General features: G+C 65.4%; 24 protein-coding genes. 10 read left to right on the top strand and 14 right to left on the bottom strand.

The annotated features are described in order from the left end of the window. Positions 1-52: 52 nt before the first annotated feature. A complete protein-coding gene (locus HPO_RS16420; protein WP_035601201.1) occupies positions 53-1,420 on the bottom strand; it encodes an ActS/PrrB/RegB family redox-sensitive histidine kinase in 1,368 nt (455 codons plus the stop codon). 61 nt (positions 1,421-1,481) lie between these two features. Here HPO_RS16420 and HPO_RS16425 point away from each other — a divergent pair, with 61 nt between their 5' ends. Continuing rightward, the gene (locus HPO_RS16425) at positions 1,482-2,105 is read left to right on the top strand and encodes an SCO family protein (RefSeq protein ID WP_241767947.1); all 624 of its coding nucleotides are present in this window, start codon (positions 1,482-1,484) and stop codon (positions 2,103-2,105) included. A gap of 7 nt (positions 2,106-2,112) precedes the next feature. Here HPO_RS16425 and HPO_RS16430 read toward each other — a convergent pair whose 3' ends face one another. Then, positions 2,113-2,859: a glycosyltransferase family 2 protein gene (locus tag HPO_RS16430; protein WP_035601206.1), complete on the bottom strand. Its 747-nt coding sequence runs from the start codon at positions 2,857-2,859 to the stop codon at positions 2,113-2,115. 161 nt (positions 2,860-3,020) lie between these two features. On the opposite strand from HPO_RS16430, the gene HPO_RS16435 reads away from it, so the two are divergent. Then, the gene (locus tag HPO_RS16435) at positions 3,021-4,871 is read left to right on the top strand and encodes an ArnT family glycosyltransferase (protein ID WP_035601209.1); all 1,851 of its coding nucleotides are present in this window, start codon (positions 3,021-3,023) and stop codon (positions 4,869-4,871) included. On the opposite strand, the gene HPO_RS16440 is transcribed toward HPO_RS16435, so the two are convergent. From HPO_RS16440 to ftsE, 5 genes are all read right to left on the bottom strand, one after another. Further along, positions 4,844-5,407, bottom strand: a complete 564-nt coding sequence (locus HPO_RS16440; RefSeq protein WP_035601212.1) for an HNH endonuclease — start codon at positions 5,405-5,407, stop codon at positions 4,844-4,846. The two genes, HPO_RS16435 and HPO_RS16440, sit on opposite strands and share 28 nt — an antisense overlap. 155 nt (positions 5,408-5,562) lie before the next feature. Beyond that, positions 5,563-6,204, bottom strand: a complete 642-nt coding sequence (locus HPO_RS16445) for a DNA-3-methyladenine glycosylase family protein (protein ID WP_035601215.1) — start codon at positions 6,202-6,204, stop codon at positions 5,563-5,565. Then, the gene (locus HPO_RS16450; RefSeq protein WP_035601217.1) at positions 6,201-6,941 is read right to left on the bottom strand and encodes a lysophospholipid acyltransferase family protein; all 741 of its coding nucleotides are present in this window, start codon (positions 6,939-6,941) and stop codon (positions 6,201-6,203) included. Before HPO_RS16450 ends, HPO_RS16445 begins: the two co-directional genes overlap by 4 nt. A gap of 45 nt (positions 6,942-6,986) precedes the next feature. Further along, a complete protein-coding gene (locus HPO_RS16455) occupies positions 6,987-7,859 on the bottom strand; it encodes a cell division protein FtsX (protein ID WP_035601220.1) in 873 nt (290 codons plus the stop codon). Next, positions 7,856-8,617 (bottom strand): cell division ATP-binding protein FtsE, encoded by a 762-nt coding sequence (ftsE, locus tag HPO_RS16460; RefSeq protein WP_051612707.1) that lies wholly within the window; start codon positions 8,615-8,617, stop codon positions 7,856-7,858. The genes HPO_RS16455 and ftsE overlap by 4 nt, the downstream gene beginning before the upstream one ends. Positions 8,618-8,683: 66 nt before the next feature. Here ftsE and HPO_RS16465 point away from each other — a divergent pair, with 66 nt between their 5' ends. Genes HPO_RS16465 through HPO_RS16475 form a run of 3 tightly spaced genes read left to right on the top strand, consistent with a single transcriptional unit; the run spans position 8,684 to position 9,961 of the window. Beyond that, positions 8,684-8,971 (top strand): MJ0042-type zinc finger domain-containing protein, encoded by a 288-nt coding sequence (locus HPO_RS16465; protein WP_035601222.1) that lies wholly within the window; start codon positions 8,684-8,686, stop codon positions 8,969-8,971. Between the two features lies 1 nt (position 8,972). Then, positions 8,973-9,428 carry an FxLYD domain-containing protein gene (locus tag HPO_RS16470; RefSeq protein WP_035601225.1) on the top strand — a complete coding sequence of 152 codons (456 nt, stop codon included), beginning with the start codon at positions 8,973-8,975 and terminating at the stop codon, positions 9,426-9,428. After that, positions 9,428-9,961 carry a phosphoribosyltransferase gene (locus HPO_RS16475; RefSeq protein WP_035601227.1) on the top strand — a complete coding sequence of 178 codons (534 nt, stop codon included), beginning with the start codon at positions 9,428-9,430 and terminating at the stop codon, positions 9,959-9,961. Before HPO_RS16470 ends, HPO_RS16475 begins: the two co-directional genes overlap by 1 nt. Positions 9,962-10,147: 186 nt before the next feature. Here the strand turns inward: HPO_RS16475 and purH are convergent, their stop codons facing one another. The 6 genes from purH to htpX all read right to left on the bottom strand — a co-directional run bounded on the left by purH (position 10,148) and on the right by htpX (position 17,258). Beyond that, positions 10,148-11,734, bottom strand: a complete 1,587-nt coding sequence (purH, locus tag HPO_RS16480) for a bifunctional phosphoribosylaminoimidazolecarboxamide formyltransferase/IMP cyclohydrolase (protein ID WP_035601229.1) — start codon at positions 11,732-11,734, stop codon at positions 10,148-10,150. 63 nt (positions 11,735-11,797) lie between these two features. Next, entirely contained in the window at positions 11,798-13,546 is a 1,749-nt protein-coding gene (locus HPO_RS16485) for a heparinase II/III family protein (RefSeq protein ID WP_035601230.1), read from the bottom strand. Between the two features lie 29 nt (positions 13,547-13,575). Next, positions 13,576-14,244: a ribulose-phosphate 3-epimerase gene (gene rpe / locus HPO_RS16490; RefSeq protein WP_035601232.1), complete on the bottom strand. Its 669-nt coding sequence runs from the start codon at positions 14,242-14,244 to the stop codon at positions 13,576-13,578. 148 nt (positions 14,245-14,392) lie between these two features. Further along, complete coding sequence (locus HPO_RS16495; protein WP_233349211.1) at positions 14,393-14,842, bottom strand: outer membrane lipoprotein; 450 nt, start codon at positions 14,840-14,842, stop codon at positions 14,393-14,395. Between the two features lie 170 nt (positions 14,843-15,012). Next, positions 15,013-16,284: an RsmB/NOP family class I SAM-dependent RNA methyltransferase gene (locus HPO_RS16500; protein ID WP_051612709.1), complete on the bottom strand. Its 1,272-nt coding sequence runs from the start codon at positions 16,282-16,284 to the stop codon at positions 15,013-15,015. Positions 16,285-16,364: 80 nt separating this feature from the next. Then, on the bottom strand, positions 16,365-17,258 hold the full coding sequence (gene htpX / locus HPO_RS16505; protein ID WP_035601238.1) for a zinc metalloprotease HtpX: 894 nt from the start codon (positions 17,256-17,258) through the stop codon (positions 16,365-16,367). 103 nt (positions 17,259-17,361) lie between these two features. Here htpX and HPO_RS16510 point away from each other — a divergent pair, with 103 nt between their 5' ends. Continuing rightward, a complete protein-coding gene (locus HPO_RS16510) occupies positions 17,362-17,559 on the top strand; it encodes a DUF1674 domain-containing protein (RefSeq protein ID WP_035601241.1) in 198 nt (65 codons plus the stop codon). 70 nt (positions 17,560-17,629) lie between these two features. Here HPO_RS16510 and HPO_RS16515 read toward each other — a convergent pair whose 3' ends face one another. Further along, a complete protein-coding gene (locus HPO_RS16515; RefSeq protein WP_035601278.1) occupies positions 17,630-18,460 on the bottom strand; it encodes an alpha/beta fold hydrolase in 831 nt (276 codons plus the stop codon). A gap of 254 nt (positions 18,461-18,714) precedes the next feature. On the opposite strand from HPO_RS16515, the gene HPO_RS16520 reads away from it, so the two are divergent. The 4 genes from HPO_RS16520 to HPO_RS16535 all read left to right on the top strand — a co-directional run bounded on the left by HPO_RS16520 (position 18,715) and on the right by HPO_RS16535 (position 20,650). Beyond that, a complete protein-coding gene (locus HPO_RS16520) occupies positions 18,715-19,188 on the top strand; it encodes a MarR family winged helix-turn-helix transcriptional regulator (RefSeq protein WP_035601244.1) in 474 nt (157 codons plus the stop codon). Positions 19,189-19,294: 106 nt separating this feature from the next. After that, positions 19,295-19,684 carry a DUF6152 family protein gene (locus HPO_RS20370; protein WP_084324387.1) on the top strand — a complete coding sequence of 130 codons (390 nt, stop codon included), beginning with the start codon at positions 19,295-19,297 and terminating at the stop codon, positions 19,682-19,684. A gap of 5 nt (positions 19,685-19,689) precedes the next feature. Next, positions 19,690-20,160 carry a DUF6644 family protein gene (locus tag HPO_RS16530; RefSeq protein ID WP_035601247.1) on the top strand — a complete coding sequence of 157 codons (471 nt, stop codon included), beginning with the start codon at positions 19,690-19,692 and terminating at the stop codon, positions 20,158-20,160. A 70-nt stretch (positions 20,161-20,230) separates the two neighbouring features. Further along, positions 20,231-20,650: a GNAT family N-acetyltransferase gene (locus HPO_RS16535; protein WP_051612710.1), complete on the top strand. Its 420-nt coding sequence runs from the start codon at positions 20,231-20,233 to the stop codon at positions 20,648-20,650. Positions 20,651-20,810 lie beyond the last annotated feature (160 nt).

Below are 20,810 nucleotides of genomic sequence, written 5' to 3' on the forward strand. Positions count from 1 at the left end.
CTCCTTCAGGCGGTCTTGCCGCGGGTAAGCGAATATATGGCGGAAAAGTCAACTATTCCAATCCACGCGGCAGCAGCGCACTGAGCGGCCAGACGGCCTGAACGATGGCGCCTGTGGCCGGCGGTGTCCTGTTTCGGGACGCAATTCGCCCGCCCGTGCGCTCGATCAGCGTTTTTGCGATGAAAAAGCCAAGGCCCATGTCCCCGCCGCCGAGGCGGGCTTCGGACCGTTCGGAAATATACGGCTCCCCCAGTTTCGGCAGCACTTCGGGCGAGAATCCGGGGCCGTCATCGGTGATGGTGATCACCACCTGATCTGCCGTCCAGCTCGCCGTGGCGTCCACGCGGGTGGCAGCAAAGCTCACCGCGTTCTCGATGAAGGCGCCCAGCGCATGGAGAATTTCCGGGCTGCGGGCGAGGATTGGCGGTTTTTCCGCGCCGCCTTCGCCCGGCACCGCGCGCACCACAAGCGCCACGCCGAGGCCCTTCATCGGCGCGGCGGCTTCTTCCACCAGCGCGTCCAGCGGCATCCGGGCGTGAACAATGTCGGTCGCGTCGCGTGCCTCGCGGATGGCCGAGAGGATCGAGCGGCAGCGGTCGGCCTGTTCGGCGATCAGGCGGAAATCTTCGGCGTGCGGATCATCCGGGCTCGCCTGCTGCACCAGTTCCTTGGCGACCAGGTGGATGGTGGCGAGCGGCGTGCCCAGTTCATGCGCCGTCATCGCCGACATTGCGCCCAGCGCCGAGAGTTTCTGCTCCCGCGCCATCACAACGCTGGCCGCGTCAAGCGCGCGTACAAGGCGGGCCTCATCCTGACTGACGCGCGCGGCCGACAGGGTGAAGAATACCACGCCCACGGCAAGCGCCGTGAACTGACCCCACTGGAAGAGGATCGGCAGATGCGTGCCGCCGCTGACTTCCCAAGGAAGGGGCAGACTGAGGAAGGGCATCAGCGCCGCGAGACCCAGCGCCAGGACGGCAATGGCACTTGCCCGGAAGCGCCCGAGGCTGAGCGCGGCAACAGTAACCGGTGCCAGCATCAGCAGCAGGAAGGGGTTGGAGAGCCCGCCGGTCGCCGCGATCAGCGCCGCCAGCTGCACCGTGTCGAAGCCCAGCTGCAGCACCGCTTCCCAGCTATGAGTCAGGCGCTGGGACTGGAAGGCGAAGGAGAGGAACACGTTGAGCCAGGCAGACGCCGCAATGATGGCCAGGCACAGCGCCAGCGGAACATCGAAGCCGAGGATGAAGGCCACGAACAGAACAGCAGCGGTCTGCCCCGCCACCGCCAGCCAGCGCAGCGTGATGAAGGTGCGCAGCCGCGTCCGTCCGAGGGCTGACTGCGCCGAGCCGAGCCCTTCAGGTGCTAGCGTGAAGATCGCGTCTTCAAAGCCCAGTCTCGAATCTCGGGAGAAATCATCCATGCCGATCTTATGCGGCAGCCTGTCTCTTGCGCCAAGCGCCGGAATGGGGGCCTATCGCCGAATGCGAAACTCATTTGCCTTTGCCCTTCCGGCCCTGTTTCTGCTTGCCGCCTGCGGCGCTTCGGATGCGCCTGCGTCCGGGGGCGGTATTGCCAGCTCCGGCGGTATGAAATCGGGCTGCGCCAGCCGCGCCTATAGCGAAATCGGCGGGCCGATCTCGCTGATCGACCAGACCGGCGCGCGCGTGACAGAGGATAATTACAAGGGCAAGCCGACCGTTGTGTATTTCGGCTTCACCTATTGCCCGGATGTCTGCCCGGCCGCGCTTTCCACGCTGGGCGCGGCCTATCGCCGGCTGCCGGAAGGGGAAACCGTGCCGCAGACCCTGCTGATCACGGTCGATCCGGACCGCGATACGCCGGAGGCCCTCGCCACCTATGTGACCACGCCGGCCTTTCCGCCGGGGCTTGTGGGGCTGACAGGCTCTGCTGAGGAAATCCGCGGAGCGGCCGATCATTTCAAGGCGGACTATGCCCGGATCGAGCAGCCCGAGAGCCTCGCCGAATACACGATGGACCACACCAACCTCATCTATGTGATGGATGAGGACTGGAAGCTGAAGACTTTCTTCACGCATGAGGACACGCCCGAGACGATCTCGGCCTGCCTGGCGGAGCTTTTCTAGGGCCGGATCAGATTTCGTCCGCGCCGCCGGGATTGCGGCGGCGGCGGATCAGCCACATCACGCCGCGCAGGTCTGACAGGGCATCCTTCAGGCGGCCGAAATTGGTGTAGTTCGACCGGCCCGTGCCGCGCGGGCGGTGGTTCACTTCCCGGAATTCCACCAGATGGCCATCTGAACGCATCAGCGCGGGCATGTAGCGGTGCATGTGATCGAAATAGGGGAGCTGCAGGAACGTCGCCCGCTCCATCACCTTGATGCCGCAGCCGCTGTCGTCGCAGTCATCCTTCAGCATCCGCTTGCGGATATTGTTGGCAAACCGGCTGCCGAAGCGTTTCCAGGCGGTGTCTTTCCGGCTGCCCCGGCGGCCCATCACCATTTTCAGGCCATGGGGAGCGTCGGCGCGGGTCAGCTGGCGGTAGAGGTCAGGCAGGTCGGCCGGGTCGTTCTGGCCGTCGCCGTCCAGCGTGCCGACCACGGGTCCGCGCGCAGCCAGAATCCCGGAGCGGATCGCCCGGCTCTGCCCGGCATTCTTCCGGTGTCCGAGCACGCGCAGCATGGGGAAACGGCTCTTGAGCGCGGCGAGCTCCGCGCGGGTTTCGTCGGTGGAGGCGTCATCCACGAAGATCATCTCGAAGGCGCGGCCATCCAGCGCCCGGGCGATTTCGGTGGCAAGCTGCTCGACATTGCCGGCTTCATTGTGGACGGGCACGACAACGGAAAATTCAAGCGAGTCGGCCACGGTCAGTCCATTCATTCAATTCAGCTAATTTGCGCACATAACCCCGGCAGGGGCCAAAATCGAGACCTGGATGGCATGGGGGCCGCCGCTGGCCCGCATTTCCGGGCGGGTGTGTCCAAAATGCCTGCCGCCAATTCTGCAAGACGAACGGGAAATCCAGCGCTATTACCCTGCCCATGACACTGCTTGACCGTCTCTCGACAGGCTGGAAAGCCTGGGTTCTTCTCTTCGTGATCACCTTTGGCGCCGCTGCGCCGGGCGTTTTCCTGCTGCCCGCGCTCGACCGGGACGAAAGCCGCTTTGCGCAGGCCTCCAAGGAGATGCTGGAGGAGGACAATTACATCCTCATCCAGTATCAGGACGAGCTGCGCAACAAGAAGCCGGCCGGCATCCACTGGCTGCAGGCGGCCTCCACCGCGATCTTCACCGGGCCGGAAGCCAACGAGATCTGGACCTACCGGGTGCCGAGCTGGCTGGGCGCAGCCTTTGGCACCATCGCCTGTTTCTGGGCGGGTATCCCCCTCATCGGGCGGCGGGCAAGCTTTCTCGGCTCGGCCCTTTTCGGGGCCACCCTGCTGCTGACGTCTGAAGCGCATATTTCGAAGACGGACGGCATGCTCGTCTTCCTCACCACGCTGGGCATCGGCGCGCTGGTGCGCCTCTATGTCGAGAAGTCCCAATCGAAGGCCATGGCGCTCCTCTTCTGGGTCACGATGGGGGCCGGCTTCCTGATCAAGGGGCCGGTCACGCCGATGGTGGCGGCCTATGCCGGTGTTGGCGTCTGGCTGTGGGACCGGCTGAAGACCGGGCGGGGCGGGGACTGGTGGCGCGTGCTGCTCTGGTGGCCGGGGCCGGTGGTCTTCGTCGCGCTGGTTCTGCCCTGGCTGATCTGGATACAGATGGCCACCGACGGTCTCTATGTGCAGGGCGCAGTCGGCAAGGATCTGAAAGACAAGTTCGTCGGCGCCTCTGAAGGCCATGGCGGCCTGCCCGGCTATCACCTGGCGCACATCCCGGCCTGGTTCTATCCGGCAAGCCTGTTGCTGATCCCGGCGATTGTCGCCACCCGGCGCGCATTGCGAGGCGAAACTCTGACGGCGCTCGGCCATGGCACGGCGGGCCTCAAATTCCTGCTCGCCTGGGGCGTGCCGACCTGGATCTTCTTCGAGCTGCTGCCAACCAAGCTCAGCCACTACATTCTGCCCGCCTATCCGGCCTTTGGTCTGCTGTGTGGTTACGCCGCCGTGCAGATGATGGACGGGATGAAGATGCCACTGGCGCGCGGGCTGGGCATGGTAACCTTTGCGCTGGGGGCGATCCTCCTGCTGGCGGTCTCCTATCCCGGCGCGACGAGCTATTTCATGGCTGAGACGGCAGGGGACTTCACCACTGTCTCGAAAGAAGAGGTGCTCGCTTCCTGGACGGATTATCGCGACTTCCCGCTCTGGCTCTGGGCTGCTGGCTTTGCGCTGGCGGGGCTGGCCCTGGTGGAATCGGCGCGTCTGCGCATGGGCGCGGCGATCACCATGGCCGTCCTCTCAAGCGTCGCCATCGGCTGGCATGTGCGCATCTTCATGCTGCCGAGCCAGATCTGGGTGCAGCCGAGCGAGACGGCCCGGCTGGCGCTGGAGGATGTGTGCGGGGTTCCGGGCGAGGATGCTGGCTGCGCCGTGAAGACGCCGGCGCGCATTCTGGCGCTTGGCTATGCCGAGCCTTCCTATGTGCTCTCGCTGGGCACGCAGAACCTCCACCCGCCGCAGACGCCGCTTGATCTGCCAACGGACGAGGCGGCCTATCCGGTGGTCTATCTTCTGAATTTCGAGGACCGGAAGGCAGAGCCTCCGATCCTGGAAGAAGCCGCCCATCTGCGCGCGCAGGCCGAAACGCTGGGCCTCTGCCTCACCGAAGGGCCACCCCGCTACGCGCTCAACTATTCAAATGGCGATCCGGTGCATTTCCGCGCCTGGCGGTTTGACTGGGGTGGGTGTCCGGTGGCCGATCAGCCTTCCAGTTCCACGTCCCAGTAGAGATAGTCCATCCAGGTGTCGTGCAGATAGTTCGGCGGGAATTTCCGGCCGATGTCCTGAAGCTGGAAGTTGTTCGGCCGGAACGGGCGGTGCTGAAGGTCCAGCCCGCTATCGCGCAGCAGCTTGCCGCCCTTGGCAAGATTGCAGGGGCTGCAGGCGGTGACGATATTGTCCCAGGTCGTGCGTCCGCCTCTGGATCGGGGGATGACGTGATCGAAGGTCAGATTGTCATGCGCGCCGCAATAGGCGCATTTGAAGCCATCGCGCAGGAACACGTTGAACCGCGTGAAGGCGGGCGCGCGGTCCTGGCGTACAAAATCGCGCAGGGCGATGACCGAGGGCAGGCGCATTTCCCGGCTGGGGCTGCGCACCACATAGTCATACTCGGCAATGATATCGACGCGGTCGAGGAACACCGCCTTGATCACTTCCTGCCACGGCCAGAGCGACAGCGGATAATAGGAAAGCGGCCTGAAATCAGCGTTCAGGACGAGAGCGGGACGGCCAGTCGGCGGGGTGGTGATGATTTCAGCCATGGTTCCCTCCGGTGTGGCCCTGATGGGCATGATCCTGTCTGATCCTACTGAAGACGCGTGCTCCTTGCGGCTTTGTTCGCCATCCGTTTAGGCGATTCCCATAATAAGATTATGACAGCAGAGGCCGAACGCAAGGCCTTGTGAACTGCGCCGGTTCAGGCGGAAGGAGCCGCGTCGCGCGCCCGCTCGGCATTCAGCCACCCCCAAAGCAGGTGCGCGGCCACCCCGCGATGGGGCCGCCAGATTTCCGCATGTTGGGTGAAAATCTTTGATTCCATGCGGGTTTCATATCCGCCCAGCTGTTTGTGCGCTTCCATCAGGCCAACATCCGCAATCGGGAAAGCGTCCATTGCGCCGACGGCGTAGAGCAGGAACAATTCTGCCGTCCACGGGCCGATGCCGCGCACCGAAACCAGCTCGGCGCGGGCCGAATCAAGGTCAGCGGCGCAGACACGGGCGAGGTTCAGCTCTCCGGTCACCATCGCCTGCGCAATTGAGGTGAGGTGGGCGACTTTCGGGCGCGAGAGGCCGCAGGCGCGCAGCGCGTCCGGGTCTGCGGCGAGCAGGGCTTCGGGTGTCACCTCGCCGAGGAAGGCCTCGACCCGGCCCCAGATGGTGGCGGCGGCCTTGGTGGATAGCTGCTGGTGGGCGATCATCCGGCCCAGCATGCCGTATCCGGGCTCGCTGGTGCGCCAGGCGGGAACGCCCAGGCTCTCATAGGCGCGGGCAAGGGCGGGATCTGCCCCGGCGAGGCGCTCGCAGGCTGTTTTCAGCCGGCGGCGGCTCGGCGCGGTCATCCCAGCTTTTCCTTCTGCACAGCCGCGCCTTCCTCAAGCAGACGATTGGAGGCTGTCTCCAGATCGCCCTCAAGACGCGGCATCAGGGCCTTGCGGTCAAGACCCGCCGCGATGGGGGGCAGGATTTCGTAGATGATCTTTCCCGGTTTGCGCCGTGTGCCGCGCGCCGGCCAGCAGAGGCCCGCATTGGTCGCCACCGGCACGATGGGCAGGTCCAGCGCCTTGTTGAGGGCGGAAATGCCTGCTGGCTGATAGGCAGGTTCGGAATAGGGGGCGGTGCGGGTGCCTTCCGGGAAGATCACCACGGCGCGCCTCTTTTCGACGCGCTCTCTGGCCGCGGCGACAATGGCCTTCAGCGTCTTGGAGGTGCCAGCCCGGTCGATCGGGATCATCTTTGTTTTCAGGGCGTACCAGCCGAGGAAGGGGTAGAACAGCAGCTCCCGCTTCAGCACGATGGCCGGGTCTGAGGTGACGATGAACGGGATGAAGATGTCCAGCATGCAGTGATGCTTGCCGGCATAGATGAAGGGCCCTTGCGGGATGTGCTCACGGCCGCGGATCTCGGTGTCGATATTGCAGATCAGCTTGAGGCCCACCCGGATGATCTGGGCGTAGAGGCGGATGGCGCGCTGCGTCACGATCCGCGGCAGCAGAATGGCCGGCAGATAGAGGATGCCGCAGATGGCCATCCAGCCATAGAGCCAGGCCACGAACAGGTAGGATCGAAGTGCCATCATATCCGCGCTGTAGCGGCGTTCCGCCTGCCCGTCACTAGCCAGGCGCTACATCACCGATTTCAGGGCGCGCATCACCGTAACCCCCGCCGCGATGCGGGAAGCGAGCCCTGCAAGGATCGGCGTGATCACCAGAATGGCGAGATCGGGAAAGTCGAGCGTCAGTTCGGGCAACAGGCCAGACCGGTTTCCGCTCGACCGGGCAATCGCGATCAGCAGGGCCACAGAGGCCAACGCCACAAGCGCGCCCACCGTGCCCGCCCGCAGGCCCAGCAGCCAGAAGCGCCGCTCGAACAGGCGCGCAATGAACCGGTCCCGCGCTCCGGCAATATGCAGCACATCGACAATATCGCGCCGGGCGAGCAGGGCGGCATGCGTGGCAAAGGCGATGACGGCAATGGCAGTGGAGGCCAGCAGCGCGACGATCGCGAAGGCCACCATCCGGGCCGTGCCCAGCATCCGGCGCACATCGCCCGCCCAGGCCGAATGGGAATCGACGGCGGCCGTATAGCCCGCAGTCTCCAGCGCGGCGGTCAGGGCGCGGCCGATATCGCCTGCCTCCGGCGCAGCGGTGACGGCGATCAGGCGGGGCACCGGCAGGTCTGCCGGCAGGCCTCGGCTGCCGAAGGTCGGCTCCAGCAGGGCGGAGATCTCCGCTTCGGAGAGAAGGCGCGCGCCACTCACGCCCTCAATCGACTGCACCAGCAAGGTGGCGGCCTGCGCGTCCTGCGGGGCGGCGTCCGACAGGGAGACCGTGTATTCGCCCTCCACTTCGGCGGTCCAGGCGCGGGCTGCGCCATAGGTGGATTTCGCCGTCAGCGCCGCCAGCGCGGCGAGGAAGCACAGCGCGCCGACGACGAAGAACAGCGCCGCTTCGCGGGCGTCTTCCAGCGGCAGGAGAGAGGTTTCGCCGCGCTTCATTCTTCTTCCGCCTTGATTTCGATGCCGTCCCCCCGGCGCCGGGCAGTCTTGCCGGGCTCGGGCGTGGTTCGGGCCAAGAGGCCATTGGCCAGATGATAGACCGGCGCCTCCACCTGCCGGATCAGCCCCAGATCATGGCTGGCGATGATCACCGTGGTGCCCAGGCGCTTGTTGAGCTCGATGAAGAGGCGCATCAGGCGGGCGCCCATTTCGGGATCAACGTTTCCCGTCGGCTCGTCGGCGATCAGCAGGTCGGGCTGGGTAACCACGGCGCGGGCGATGGCGACGCGCTGCTGCTCCCCGCCCGAGAGGGTTTCGGGCCGTTTGTGCATCCGCTCGCCCAGGCCCACCCAGGCGAGCAATTCCTCCACATCGGTGCGGTATTGCGCCTCTTTCCGGCCCATCACGCGCAGGGGCAGGGCGGCGTTTTCATAGGCGGTGAGGTGGCCAAGGAGGCGGAATTCCTGGAACACCACGCCAATCCGGCGGCGCATGGCCGAGAGCTGGTCCCGTGTCAGCCGGCTGGTCGGCCGCCCGAACAGCGAGACTTCGCCCGTGCTGGGGGGCCGTGCCAGATAAAGCAGCTTCAGCAGGCTGGACTTGCCCGCCCCCGAAGCACCTGTGAGGAAGCTGAACGAGCCGGGTTTCAGTGCGAGATCAATCCCGCTAAGGATTTCACCTGACGCATCATAGCGAAGCGTCACCGCGTCGAGGCGGACGGCCGCTTCGTCGAAAATGTCCGGGCGTAGCTGGGTCATATCTGGGGCGCGTCCGGTGTTTGCGGGTTCAACGAACGGGGCGAATTGCGGGGAAGACTTCGGGCCATGATCCTTACCTGTCCTTCCTGCGGAACCCATTATTTCGCCGATGACTCAACAATCGGTGAAAGTGGGCGCACTGTTAAGTGCGCCAGCTGCGGTCATTCCTGGTTTGTGCAGCCCGCCCACCTGGCTGAAGACCGCCCGGCAACCCCCGCCCCGCATGAGCTTTACCGCGAGAAGATGCGCGAATCGCGCCGCGAGAAGAGCCGCTTGGCCGCGCTGATGTCCTGGCTGATCATCGGGATGATCTTCATTGCGCTGACGGCTGCCTTCTTCCTTCTTCCGCAATGAGGTGGTCAAAGCCTGGCCCCAATCGGCCGCCGCCTACCGCCTGTTCGGCCTGGAAGTGAACCGCTTTGGCCTTGAGTTTGACGGCATCGTCCACACCCGCACCTTCAACGACACCATCCCCATCGTCACCGTGACCGGCCGGGCGGTGAACGTGGCCAAGACGGTGATCGAGACGCCCGGCGTGCGGGTGGACCTGAAGGACGAGGGCGGAGCGATCGTCGCCACGCGCTACAGCTATGTCACCCCGGTGGAGCTGGAGCCGGGCGCGACCGGCCAGTTCGGCGTGGTGGTCGAGCCCACCCCCATCGAGAGTTATGAGATCGAGCTGAGCTTTGTGGATCGCTCTGCCGTGCCCACTGAGCCACCGGCGGAGACCCCGCCCGAAGAGAGGATCGATGAGGCGGCGCCCCCTCTGCCGCCCACGGATGAACTGATCGAGGAAGGAGCGCCGGGCTGATGACCGAGTTGCCCAGGATTGATGTTGTCCTTCCCGAGGCCGAGCTGATGGCCCGGGTGGATGAACTGGCCGAGCGCCTGGCCCCGCGCCTTGCGAGCGGGGAGTGGACCGCCGTGTCCATCCTCATCGGGGCAACGCCCTTCACCAGCGATCTGATGAAGGCGCTGGCCCGCCGCGACATTCACCCCGTGCTGGATGTGATGTGGCTGGAGAGCTACCGCGATGCCCGCGAAAGCTCGGGCCGCGTGGTGGTGCGCGCCGATATTGCCCGCAATGTGGAGGGGCGCGGCATCCTGCTGATCGACGATGTGTTCGATACCGGCCGTACACTGGATTTCGCCAAGCAGCATCTGATCGCCAAGGGCGCCCGCGAGGTGATCACCGTGGCGCTGACGCAGAAGCCCTGGGCCCCGCGCGGTGAGATGGGCGTGGACTATTGTGCCTTCGACGCGCCGGGCCGCTTCCTTGTCGGCTATGGCATGGACGACAAGGGGCGCTATCGCGGGCTCCCATACATTGGGGCACTTGATTGATTTTTGCTCGGCGGTGTTGCTGAGCCGTCCGGGCTCAGCCCGTTCACGTTGAATCGCAGCGCGATTTCTGATCCCGCTCACCGCCTTCGATTTGCTCGTGGGGCATCAGCTCTAGCTCCAAGTATTTGGTTAAGCCGATGTTCCGGGGACTCAAGGTTGCAGGGCGATTAGGGCCTTGATCAGGTCCTAATGCCTAAAGTGCCGCATCCCGGTAAACACCATCGCGAGCCCGGCCTCATCCGCTGCCGCGATCACTTCGTCGTCGCGGATTGAGCCGCCGGGTTGGATGACGGCGGTAGCGCCGGCGCTGGCGGCCTGGAGGAGACCGTCCGCAAACGGAAAGAATGCGTCCGAGGCGGCAACGCAGCCCTTGGTGCGCGGCTCTGTCCAGCCGGCGGTTTCCTGGGCGTCGACGGCTTTGCGGGCGGCGATGCGGGCTGAGTCGATGCGGCTCATCTGGCCAGCGCCGATGCCGGCGGTGACGCCGTCTTTGGCATAGACGATGGTGTTGGATTTGACATGCTTGGCAACGCGCCAGGCGAAGATCATGTCTTCCAGTTCCTGCGCGGTCGGCGCGCGTTTGGTGACGACCTGCAGGTCCTCTTTATGGATACGGCCTGCGTCCCGGTCCTGCAACAGGAATCCGCCGGCGACCGTCTTGACGAAGGTGCCCTGCGCAGAGGGGTCCGGCAGGCCATCGGTGATCAGGAGGCGGAGGTTTTTCTTCCTGGCGAAGATTGCTTCGGCCGCCGCGTCCGCGCCCGGCGCGATGACGACTTCGGTGAAGATCTCGGTGATGACTTTCGCGGTTTCCTCGTCCAGCGGGCGGTTGAGCGCCACGATGCCGCCGAAGGCTGAGGTCGGGTCGCAGGCCAGCGCCGCCTTGTAGGCTTCGATGATGTTCGCGCCCAGCGCCACGCCGCAGGGATTGGCATGCTTGATGATGGCGACGGCGGGTTTTTCCGCGCCGAGTTCCCCGATCAGCTCATAGGCCGCGTCGGTGTCGTTGATGTTGTTGTAGGAAAGCTCCTTGCCCTGAAGCTGGCGCGCGGTGGCAACGCCGGGGCGCTTTTCGCCGGTGACGTAGAAGGCGGCTTTCTGGTGGGGGTTTTCGCCATAGCGCAGGGATTGCTGCAGCTTTCCACCAATGGCGGCCCAGTCCGGCGCGTCCTCGCCGATCTGTTTGGCATACCAGCCGGAGATGGCCGCGTCATAGGTGGCGGTGCGGGCATAGGTTTTCGCGGCGAGCTTGCGGAGGAGGGCGGGCTGGACGGCGCCGGTTGCCTCGGCCTGGGCCAGCACGGCATCCACATCGCCGCCATCGGTGCAGACGGCCACGAAGGCGCCGTTCTTGGCGGCGGCGCGCAGCATGGCGGGTCCGCCAATGTCGATATTCTCGATGCAGGTTTCAAAGTCTGCGCCCGAGGCGACGGTCGCCTCGAAGGGGTAGAGGTTCACATAGATGAGGTCGATGGCGCCGATGCCGTGGTCTGCCGCGTCCTTCACATGGGAGGGGTTGTCGCGCAGGTAGAGCAGGCCGCCATGCACGGCCGGATGCAGCGTCTTGACGCGGCCGTCCATCATTTCGGGAAAGCCGGTGAGGTCGGAGACGTCTTTGACGGCCAGGCCGGCTTCTTTCAGCGCCTTGGAGGTGCCCCCAGTAGAGACCAGTTCGACACCGAGCGCGGCGAGACGCTTTGCCTGCTCGATCAGGCCGGTCTTGTCGGAAACGGAGATGAGCGCGCGGCGGAGGGTGACGGGGGCGCCAGACATAAGGGCTGCTCCTTCAGAGGCGTTGGGAAAGCTGCCCGCGGCCTAGCACCCCCTGCGGAGCCGTCAAGCCGAGTCTGGCCGCGCCGGCGCGGCTGTTTCCCGGATGAACGCCCAGCGGATGCAGTTGGGCGGCTGGCTGCCATCGCCATTGGGGTCTGCAAAGCCGGAGAGGACGATCTGTTCGGGCGTTTCCACCACGCCGCGGGCGAGATAGGCGGTGCGTTCCAGGCGCGCGCCCTCATGGCTGGTCTTGAAGCGCCAGACGGCGCCCGTCTCGCTGACGAGGCGGATGGCATCGCGGCCCATATGGGCCGTGATGGTGGGGTGGAGGTGGAAGCGGATTTCGAAGGGCACGCCCTTCTTGTCATCGGTCGGCGGCTGGGCCACGGGGCGCACGAGCGAGTCTTCCCCGGTCAGCCGGTCGCCCGCGCCGGAGACGAAGATGCGGCGGCGGTGGAGCAGGCCGTGAGAGGCCTTGTAGCCGGCATGCTGGGCGTCGAGCCAGATTTCGCTGGCTTCCTCCAGGCGTTTGGCGGCGATGCCTTCCGGGCCGGTGACCGCGCGCATCCGCGTTTCCTCGTTGAGCACGAAGGCGGAGCTGTCGCGCCCGGCGAGGATCAGGGTGGAGTGGGCGCTGGTGCGGCGCACGGCGGCCTGCCAGTCGACGTTCACTTCGGAGGAATAGCCGCAGGAGGTGACGATACGGGCCGGGCCGTCGGAGAATTCAAAGCCGAGCGCGCCGGCGCGGGCATGTTCCGCAAACGGACGGGGCGGGGCTTCGCCGCAATCCAGAACGAAGCGCAGCGTGCCGCGCTCGATCTTCTGGAAGCCGGATTTGGGCGCAAAGAGGAACCGGCGCGGCGGCGTCTCGAAACGGGAAAGGGCAGCTTCCACCACTTCGGCGCGGCTCTCGTCGCCATCATTGAAGGTGTCGAGCGCGCCATCGCCTGCGCGGAAGAAGCCGAGCATGGCGCCCATGCGCGGCGTCCATTTGGTGATCCAGTCCGGCACCGGGCGCTGAGCGCGGATCAGCGCTTCCTCGATGGTCTGGAGGTGTAGGAGGGAAGAGAGGGTGTGGGCCGGGCTGCGGGTCACATGACCGCCATCAGGCAGGATCTGCGCGGTAACTTCGCCTTCCAGCCGCGCGAGCGCTTCGCTGAGGCCTGCGCCCTTCCGTAGGCAGAGGGAATGGGCCACGAGGCTGACGGCCGCCATCCAGCGGGATTTGGGATCATGCGCCGTTTCGATCACTTCGGCCAGATAGCGCAGCTGGCGGGAGAGGGCGTCGATCCGCTGGCTGCGGTCCTCGGCGCTGCCCATTTCGAACAGCTCTGGCCCGCAGCGCATCCAGTTCCATACGCGGCTGGCCGTCGGCTCGATGCGCCAGGCAAAGCCGTTGAACTTGCCGAACCGCTCGATCCAGTCATCGGTCAGGCGGCGGGCGAGGGCGGCGCCCTCCTCCCCGCGCGCGAAGAGATCAGGCAACCAGCCGAACCGGTGCACCCGGTCTGCGAAATGGCGCGAGGGCATCTCAAGGCTCCAGGGGGCCTCGCCGCCGGTCATCACCATGCGCTGCTGGCCGATGCGCCAGATTCCTGCCATGAGCGCTTCGCCCCGCCGGTCGTCCGGGGGCAGAAGGTTTGAGATGTGCATCGAGAAAGCGTCCGGCCCGTGCCCCGTCAGCTTCAGCTTCTGCAGCGTGGAAACCTTGGCATCATCGCCGACCACGCCGCGGAAACGGCGCCAGAGCGCGGCGTCATCGCTGCTGGTGCGCGTGCGGTCGGCGTGAAAATCAGAATCGCTCTCGGCCAAGACTTCAGACCCGTCCCCGGACTATGCGATCAGGCGTTTACCTGCGGCCTCAGTGCCCGGATGTTTGCAGCATATGCCTCCGGCCCGCCCTTGAATACGGCGGATCCGGCGACAATGGCTGTGACACCCGCAGCAATGGCGCGCGGTGCGGTTTCGGCGTTGAGGCCGCCGTCGATCTCCAGAATGATGTCCCGGCCCGACGCATCGATCATGCGGCGCAGCTGTTCGACCTTCTTCAATTGGCTTTCAATGAAGCTCTGCCCGCCAAAGCCGGGGTTCACCGACATGACCAGGACCAGATCAATATCGCCGATCACCGGTTCGATCACGCTGGCCGGGGTGCCGGGGTTCAGCGCCAACCCGGGGCGCATGCCAGCGGCGCGGATCGACTGGAGCGTGCGGTGCAGGTGCGGTCCGGCCTCGGGATGGACGGTGAGAATGTCGGCGCCCGCCTTGGCAAAGTCTTCGATGAACGGGTCTACCGGCGCGATCATCAGGTGCACATCGAACAGCTTCTTCGTATGCGGGCGCAGCTTCTCGATGATCGGCGGGCCGAAGGTGAGATTGGGCACGAAATGGCCATCCATGACATCGACATGGATCATGTCGGCGCCGGCCGCATCAATGGCGCGGATCTCCTCGCCCAGCTTGGCAAAGTCCGCAGAAAGGATCGAAGGGGAAATCAGGACGGGTTTCATACCCCCTCCCTAGAGCGAATTACGGCTTTGTGAAACGGCCTTTCGCGCAAAGTCCCTGTTTTGTCGCGCCCTGTGCCTCAAAATGAAAACAACCGGCTGCGCGAGGCAGCCGGTTGTCAGGGGAGGGGCAATCAGGACCCGCGCGGGCTTAGCGCGGAACGATCCGCCAGCCATCAGCGCCGGCAATCGCGTTCACCGGCGTGCCGGGCTGGATATAGATATCCGCGCCCTGGGTGATTTCGCGCACTTCGCCATTGTCGAAGCGGACGGTGTAGGCATAGCCGCGCTTCGTGCCCATGGCCTTGCCGGCTTCGTTACCGGCGATGCCGCCGACAACTGCGCCGCCGATGGCGCCAGCCGTCTGGGCCTTGTCGCCGCCGCCGAGCTCAGAGCCTGCCAGGCCGCCGAGAACGGCGCCGGTGGCGGTACCGATCAGCGAACGCTCGGACCGGATGGTCACTTCGCGGACCGACTGGACATAGCCGGTGTAGACCGTCGAGGCCTGGCCGACCGAGCCGGGGGTCACGGCGCTAGAATTGTAGGAGCTGGCGCAACCGGCAAGCGCCATGGTCAGAGCCGCAAGAGCGCCTGCAGCCATTTTGATGGGCTTCGCCCGTTGGGTAATCGCCATAGTCATGTGTTTAATCCTTTCGCACTGCATACCTGCGATGGGCTGGTTATACCGCAGTTGCTGCTGAATGAGATATGAACTGTGTTTCAGATTTCCGTTCAGGAAACGATTACAGATAGGAAAGGTTCCGGGCTGCCTCAGGCGGGCCGCGTCAACCGGGCAATGTAGAAGGCGTCATGCTGGCGCCCCGCCGCCGGCAACGTCAGCACGTCCCCGGCGGGCGTGAGGGAGGGCTCAAAGCCTGGAATCTCGCTGGCCAGTACGGGCGCGCGTTTCAGCGGCCCGGTGGCAATCGCGGCTTCAACAATCTCCACCCCTTCGGCCGGAACTGGCGTGCAGACGCAGTAAACCAGCGTGCCGCCAGGGGCGAGCATATCGGTGGCTGCGGCCAGCAGACGGGCCTGGACGGCGGGAAAACGGGTCACATCGGCTTCGGTCTTGATCCAGGCGCCTTCGGGGTGGCGGCGCAGCGTGCCCAGCGCCGAGCAGGGCGCGTCCAGCAGGATTTTCGGGAAGGGGGTGGGCGCCTTCCAGGCCTCCCCATCGCCGACGATCACTTCCGCGTGAAGGCCCGTCCGGGCGAGGTTTTCCTTCAGCCGCTCAAGCCGGGGACGGGAGCGGTCGAGCGCGGTGACCTCCGCCCCGGCTGCGGCGAGCTGCAGCGTCTTGCCGCCCGGCGCAGCGCAAAGGTCGAGGATACGCTCGCCCGGCTGGGGGGAGAGCAGCCTTGCCGGAATGCGCGCGGCGGCGTCCTGCACCCACCATTCGCCTGCGGCATAGCCCGGCAAGGTTTCCACCGTGCCGCTGGTGATGTCGATGGCGCCATCGGGCCGCAGCGTGCCGCCGGTCGCCGCCGCCACGCGGGCGCCGTCCGCTTTGGGGGAGAGATGGAGGCCGGGTTCTTCCAGCTGGGCGAGGGCGAGCGCTTCCGCCGTCTGGCGGCCATAGGCAGAGCCAAGCCGGCTCGCCAGCCAGTCCGGCCAGAGGGCGAGGGGGCTGAGGCTGCGGGCAGGGCTTTCGCTTTCGCTGACCCGGCGCAGGGCGGCGTTGACAAACCCTCCGCCCGAGCGCGCCGGAGACCAGAGCCGGGCGGCCTCAACCGTCTCGGACACCGCCGCATGGGGCGGCACATCCATGAACCAGATCTGCGCCGCGCCCGCGCGGATGAGCGCGCGGACCTCGGCGCCGGTTGCGCTCAGGGGCCGGGAGAGGAATGGGGAGACGCCCCGGTCGATCCAGCCGAGATGCCGCAGCGCGCTGGAGGCAATGGCGCGCGCGAAGGCCCTGTCTGACCCGTCGAGCGCATTGAACGCATCGTCCGCCGCCATCGCGTCATCCAGCGTGCGCCGCTTGTCGAGCACAAGATTGAGAAGCCGGCCCGCCGCCAGCCGGATATGCGCGCCGCTCAAATCAGGGCTCTCCGATAGAGGTTGTCATCCTCCCCCGTAACCGGGGGAGGCGGGCAGCGCCAGCCATTGCCTGCTTTCACTTACCCCCAGGGCCCGCTCGAACGCGCTGCCGGGGCGGGGGCGGCGGAGAGGCCCATGTCGCCCGCCATGCGGCGGAGGGCTTCCACGCGGTTGGCGGTCGCCGGGTGGGTGGAGAAGAGGTTGTCTGCCCCGCGCCCGTTCAGGGGGTTGGAGATATACATGTGCGCCATGGCGGGGTTACGTTCCGCATAGGGATTGACCTGGGCGCGCGCGCCGCGCTCGATTTTCTCCAGCGCTGAAGCAAGCCAGAGCGGGTTGCCGCAGATTTCTGCGCCGCGCGCGTCGGCCTCATATTCGCGAGACCGGCTGATCGCCATCTGCACGAGCGCGGCGGCCATCGGTGCAAAGATCATGATGGCAATGGCGCCGATCAGCCCGGTGCGTTCCCGCCCGAAGAAGAGGGCAAAGTTTGCCAGCATGCCGATGGCACCGGCCAGCGTTGCCGTCACCGTCATTGTCAGCGTGTCGCGGTTTTGAACGTGAGCCAGCTCATGCGCCATCACGCCGGCCACTTCCTCGCGGTTGAGCATGTTGAGGAGGCCGGTCGTGGCTGCCACGGCGGCGTTTTTCGGGTTGCGGCCCGTGGCAAAGGCGTTGGGCTGGGGTGTATCGATGATGTAGATGCGCGGGGCGGGCAGGCCGGCATTCTCCGCGAGGCGCGCCACATCCTCGCCAAAGGCGCGCAGCATGGGGTTGCGTGTATCGGGCAGCACTTCCTGGGCGCCCTGCATCCGCAGCACCATCTTGTCGGAGTTCCACCAGGCAAACACGTTCATCGCAGCGGCCACCACGAACGCGACAATCATGCCGCCCGTGCCGCCCACGAGAAAGCCAATCGCCATGAAAATGGCCGTCATGGCGGCGAGAAGGATAAAGGTCTTGGCCGTGCCCATCGGTGGGGGTCTCCTCATCAACAAGAACGAAGCCTGCGCGCCTTTGCGCAATTCGTGTCTGCAGCACTATATGGGAAAGGGTGAATGACACGGAAAGATTTTAATGACCGGTAAACTGTCAGACGAAGAGATCGCCCGCCGCGCCGCCTTGCCAGAGCCGGCCCGCCGCGCGCTGGAAGAGGCCGACGCCCGCAAACGGGCCGAGGCAGCGCTGCCCAGCGACGAAATCGGCGGCCCGAAAAACATCGAGCCCACCCGCTTCGGAGACTGGGAACGCAAGGGCATCGCCTACGATTTCTGAAGTTTAATGCGGCGAAAAAAGCCCAGGCCACCTTTGACGGGCGGCCTGGGCCTTATTTCGGGCGCGCGCCTTAGCCTTTGATGAAGGCCAGCAGGTCGGCGTTGATAACGTCAGGGTGCGTCGCAAACAGGCCGTGCGAGAGGCCGTCATAGACCTTCAGCGTGCCGTTCGGCAGCAGGGCGGCAGCGCGGCGGGCAGTTTCGTCCACCGGAACGATCTGGTCGTCCCCGCCATGCATCACCAGGACCGGCAGGGTGATTGCCTTCAGGTCTTGCGTGAAGTCGGTCTCGGCAAAGGCGGTGATCGTATCGAGCTGGGCCTTGGCGCTGCCGATCATGCCCTGGCGCCACCAGTTCTGGATCAGGCCTTCACTGACCTCAGCGCCTTCCCGGTTGAAGCCGTAGAACGGCCCCGAGGGAATCTCACGGTAGAACTCGGCACGGTTCTTGGTGAGGGCGACCTTGAAGCCTTCAAACACTTCCAGCGGCACGCCGGCCGGGTTGCTCTCGATCTGGCCAAGAACCGGCGTGATCGCGCCGATCAGGACGGCCTTGGACACGCGCCCCGGCTCAGCCTGCGCCACATAGCGGGCAACAACGCCCCCGCCGGTGGAGTGGCCGATATGCACGGCGTTTTTCAGGTCGAGCGCGGCAACCAGATCGGCCGTGTCAGACGCGAACGTGTCCATGTCATGGCCAATGTCGGTCTGGGTGGAGCGGCCCTGGCCGCGGCGGTCAAACGCCACAACGCGGTAGCCTTCCGACAGGAAGAACAGCATCTGGGCGTCCCAGTCATCGGCGGTCAGCGGCCAGCCATGGTGGAACACGATGGGTTGGGCGTCTTTCGGGCCCCAGTCTTTGTAGAACAGCTGGGTACCATCTTTGGCGGTGATCATGGACATCTGAATTTCTCCTTGGGCAGGGGGTTTGGGGGCAGGGTCGGCGGCAGAAACCTGGCCAGCGGCCAGGGCAGAAAGGGCAACGGCAGACAGCAGGGACTTGATCATGGGGAGCTCCGATTGGTTTTTGCGATAACCCTTATCGCGATAAACATCAGGTAGGAGATTGCCATTTCGGCGTCAAGCATTATTTTTATCGCGATAGGTAATTTCGCGATAAGGGTCTCTTTGGCCCCCGCGCCATAAAGGAATACCACATGCCGAAGCTGACCGCTCCCAATCCCCCGCTGCCCCCGCCGCTGAGCGAGCATATCTGCCGCACGATCTACGCCACCAACCTCGCCATCCAGCGGGTCCACAAGGTGGTGCTGGACGGGCTGGGCATCACCTATCCGCAATATCTGGTGCTCAACCTGCTCTGGGACCGGGACAATCAATCCGTCAGCGAGCTTTCCGGCCAGCTGGAACTGGAGCCGAGCACGCTGACCCCGCTGCTGAAGCGTTTGGAAGCGGCCGGCCATCTCACCCGCGTGCGCAACCCGCAGGATGAGCGCCAGGTGCTGATCAGCCTCACCGATCAGGGCCGCGCCCTGCGGCTGGAGGCAGGCTGTGTGGGCGCAAACCTGATGGAAAAAGCCGGAATGTCCGCCGACGAGCTGCGCGACCTCAACGCCCGCATCCGCGCCCTGCACGACAATCTCACCGCGCCGGGAACGGCCGGGGAGGGGTAACCTCCCGCTGCCCTCCGGCGCGCGGGAAGGGCCAACAGGGTTGCCCGCAGGCCGGATTAGGGCGAGGATGCCCCGGTCTCCATCAGCAACCCAGAAGGAAGTCAGTATGCAGACGTTATCCCGAATGGCCCTTGGTGCCACCCTGATAACCCTTGCGCTCGCAGCAGGCGGAAAGGCCTTCGCCCATCACGGATGGTCCTGGGCCGACAGCGAACAGACAGAACTTGAAGGCACCATCGAGACAATATCCATGAGCCCGCCCCATCCGAGCCTTGAGGTGCGCGATGCCGATGGGACGCTGTGGCAGGTAGACCTCGGCAACCCTAACCAGACCCAGCGATCCGGTTTCACCGGCGACACCGCCGAGACCGGAGACGCGATCACTGTGCTCGGCAACCGCAATTCGGATGCCTCCCGCGCCCATATCAAGGCGGTGCGCATCACGATCAACGGCACCAATTATGATATGTACCCAGAGCGGATCGTGGCCGAATAGCGCCGATGGCCGTGACCGGCTGGATTGAGGCCTCCTGGATCGCGCAGGCCCTTCGCGGCAGCGGCGACGTCTATATGGCCGTGAACGCGGCGCATATCCTGGGCATCGGGCTGCTCGTTGGCGCGATCATCCCGCTGGATCTGAGGTTGCTGGGCCTTGGGCGGCAATATCCGCTTCAGGTGCTGGCGCCCTTCCTCTCGCGGTGCGCGGCCTTGGGGCTCGCCCTTGCCCTCCTGACGGGCGCCGCGCTCTGGGCGGTGCGCCCGGCAGACTATCTCGGCAATGCGGCCTTTGTCTGGAAAATGGCGCTGCTGGCGGCGGCGCTGATCATTGTGGGGCTGCAGCATCTCTCGCCGGGCTGGCGCCGCGTGCTGTCAGAGGGCGCGGCCAGCGTCCCGGTGCGCCTCATGGCCGCCGCCTCGCTCGCCTGCTGGCTTGCCGTCCTCCTCACCGGGCGCTGGATCGGCTTTCTCTAGGGGGGGCGAAGGGGAGGGGCTTTTAAAGGCGCAGCTTCCCAAGCCCCTTCAGACGCGGCATATCTGCCGTATGAAGATCACTCTGGCTCCGCCCACGCCCGCAGACATCGATGTGCTCCACCCCCTGCTGCAGGAGGCCTACTGGTCGCCCGGCATTCCGCGCGAGACGGTGGAACGCGCCTGCGCCGCCTCCCTCTGCGCCCTCGCGCGGGACGAGGCCGGCACGCTGACGGGCTTTGCCCGCGCGGTGACCGACTATACTGTCTTCGCCTGGGTGTGTGATGTGATGGTGGTGCCCGCCCATCGCGGCCAGGGCCTTGGCCGCAATCTCGTCCGCTCCCTGATGACCCATCCGGAGATGCAGACCATCCGCCGCTGGATGCTCGGCACCGCCGACGCCCACGGCGTCTATGCGCAGCTAGGCTTCGCCCCGCTCAAGGCGCCGGAGAGATTGATGGAAGTGATCAGGGCTTCGCATTGGGGGCGGTGATGTTATTCGGTGGCGTTGATCCTTTGAATGGGTAACTATTTTTCGATTCCATCTTAATCAAGAGCGTCGCAACATGTCTTACGGATCTGACGAAACAGGCGGATTTAATGCGGCTTCCAGAACGTACAAAGCAGACCGTGAACCGCGCCGGTAACCCCGG

Source organism: Hyphomonas polymorpha PS728, from assembly GCF_000685315.1.
Lineage (GTDB): Bacteria > Pseudomonadota > Alphaproteobacteria > Caulobacterales > Hyphomonadaceae > Hyphomonas > Hyphomonas polymorpha.